This window comes from Kitasatospora sp. NPDC007106, assembly GCF_040634455.1.
Taxonomy (GTDB): Bacteria; Actinomycetota; Actinomycetes; order Streptomycetales; family Streptomycetaceae; genus Kitasatospora; species Kitasatospora arboriphila.
In genome coordinates, this window is the sequence record NZ_JBEYFP010000915.1 from 1 (window position 1) to 2,219 (window position 2,219).

The 2,219-nt window shown below is 73.8% G+C and carries 2 protein-coding genes and 1 pseudogene; 1 reads left to right on the forward strand and 2 read right to left on the reverse strand.

Going from position 1 to position 2,219, the window contains the following annotated elements; genetic code table 11:
- Positions 1-526 (reverse strand): polysaccharide deacetylase family protein (locus tag ABZ641_RS33980; protein ID WP_359988154.1); only part of this gene is annotated, 526 nt, incomplete at its 3' end.
- Positions 523-1,368 carry a class I SAM-dependent methyltransferase gene (locus ABZ641_RS33985; protein ID WP_359988156.1) on the reverse strand — a complete coding sequence of 282 codons (846 nt, stop codon included), beginning with the start codon at positions 1,366-1,368 and terminating at the stop codon, positions 523-525. The genes ABZ641_RS33985 and ABZ641_RS33980, both read right to left, overlap by 4 nt.
- Before the next feature lie 142 nt (positions 1,369-1,510).
- Between ABZ641_RS33985 and ABZ641_RS33990 the strand changes: the two are divergent.
- A pseudogene (locus tag ABZ641_RS33990) lies at positions 1,511-2,219 on the forward strand (hypothetical protein); the annotation flags it as partial.

A 2,219-nucleotide genomic window follows, 5' to 3' on the forward strand; every position in this document is an offset into this window, starting at 1 on the left:
CGGCCAGGGCGAGCCGGCGGTCGCCCTCCGGGAGCAGCTTCAGGGTGTGGGCGGCGGCCTCCGGCGCGGCCGGCGGGAGGCGGTCGGTGCGGGCTCCGTGCCGGACGAGGTGCTCGGCCTCCTCCCACCAGAACGGCGTGTCGGTGCCGACCAGCCCGGGGATGACGAAGCACACCGCCGGGATGCCGCGGGCGGCCAGCAGCGGCAGACCCCGGCTGTGCACGCTGTGGTCGCCGTCGTCGAAGGTCACCAGCACGCTGCGCGGCGGCAGCGGCCGGCCGCCGTGCACCGCCGCCTCGACCTGCTCCAGCGAGACGGGCACGAAGCGGCGCTGCAGCAGGTCGAGATGGGCGTCGAACGCCGCGGCGTCCTCGACCCCGTGGTAGCCGAGGACGGCGAGCCGGCCGGCCGAGCGGCGGCGGAACCACGCCTGGACGGGCGAGCGCCGCAGTGCGCGGTCGGCGCCCTGCCAGGAGTCCCAGCGCAGGTACCAGCCGACGAGCCGGGCCCGGACCGCCGGGTTCACGCGCGGACCAGCGCCGGGAACGAGGCCCCGATGCCGACGCCCCGGTACCAGTGGTCGCGGGGCTTCTCGCTGAAGTGCAGGAACTCCCGGCGGTTCTCCTCGGCCCAGCGGGGCAGCTCGCTCCAGCAGTACGTCTTCGTCGCCAGCACCACGGCCCGGGGGGACAGCAGCGGCGTCGCGGCGGCGAGTTCGGCCCGCTCGTGCTCCGGTGTCCAGCCGGTGTCGACGAACAGCAGGTCGATCGGCTGCTGCCGGGCGACCGGACCGGCGAGGAACTCCAGCGAGTCGCCGATCACGTGGTCGACCACCCCGTCGTACGGGGGCACGATCAGCTCGCCGGCCCGGTCGTCGATGTCCACGGTGGCCAGCCGGCCGCCGCCGTTCCTGAGCAGCGCGGCCGCGATCACCGCGCTGCCCAGCCCCCGGTTGGTACCGGTCTCGACCACGAACCCGGGACGCAGCGCCCGGACGAAGGCGTACCAGCCGATCCGGCGGCCGTAGCGGACCACCGGATCGGTGGTGGCGTTCCGCTCGCTCCTCGCCAGGCCGGCGGCGACGAGGCGGCGCAGCTGCTCGTCCTGCTGCACCTCGGCCAGGTAGCCGCGGATCTCGTCCACCGGGGTGCCGGTCGCCGTGGCGACGAACCAGGACAGGTGCTCCAGGTTGAGGGGTTCGAGGTCGTAGGTGTAGTGCACGTGCTCGCGCGAGCGGACGAGCCAGGACGCGGTCTGCTTCACGGTGTGGGCGTTGTGGCGGGCGGCGGCCGCCAGCCGGATCGGGAAGGTGGCCAACGGGGCCAGCGGACTGGCAGCGATCCGCCGGGTCAGCGCCGTGTGCTGCATGACTGCTCCTAATGTGTCTTTCCCGTGCGAGTGACGGGCCTCTGACGTCCCGTTGCGGCAACTTTGTGGCAATTTATCCATTATGGAAAGAAAGTCTCCGGCGACACGCCACCCGGCCGGCCGCCCACGGGTTGCGCTGGTCGTGCCGTTCCTCTCCGAGTTCCGCCGCTCCTTCTACCGGCAGCTCGAAGCGGACCTCGACACGCGTGGAGTGTCCCTGGTCGTCGCGCACGGGCAGCCCTACAGCCGGGACCAGCGCGCACGCCGCGACGTCGTCGACATGGCCGGCGCGGTGCGGCTGCGGCAGTCCAGCCTGTGGGTCGCGGGCCGCCCGCTGGTCCACAAGCGCCTCGGTTCCCTGGCCCGTACCTCCGACGTGCTGGTGGTGGACCAGTCGCTGCGCAACCTGGAGCTGTACCCGCTGCTGCTGCGGCAGCTGACCGGCTGCGGGCCGGCCGTCGCCATGTGGGACCACGGCCGCACCTACACCGGCCCGCAGTCACGGCTGGAGCAGTCGCTGAAGTTCGCCCTCACCCGGCGGGCCCGCTGGTTCTTCTCCTACACCGACGGCGGCTCCCGCGCGGTGACCGACCACGGCTTCCCCCGGCAGCGGGTGACGGTGGTGCAGAACGCCGTCGACACCACGGCGCTCGGCGAGGCCTACCGCCGGGTGACGGAGGACCAGCTGGCCGCGCTGCGCGCCGAACACGGCCTCACCCCGGGCCGCACCGGGCTGTTCGTCGGCGCGCTGAGCTCCAGCAAGCGCATCCCCTTCCTCGTCGCGGCCGCCGAGGCCGTCGCCGAGCGGCTGCCCGGCTTCCGGCTGCTGGTCGCCGGCGCCGGCGACCAGC

Coding starts and splice junctions, on each gene's coding strand:
- ABZ641_RS33985 (WP_359988156.1), bottom strand. CDS start 1,368: ATGCAGCACACGGCGCTGACCCGGCGGATCGCTGCCAGTCCGCTGGCC.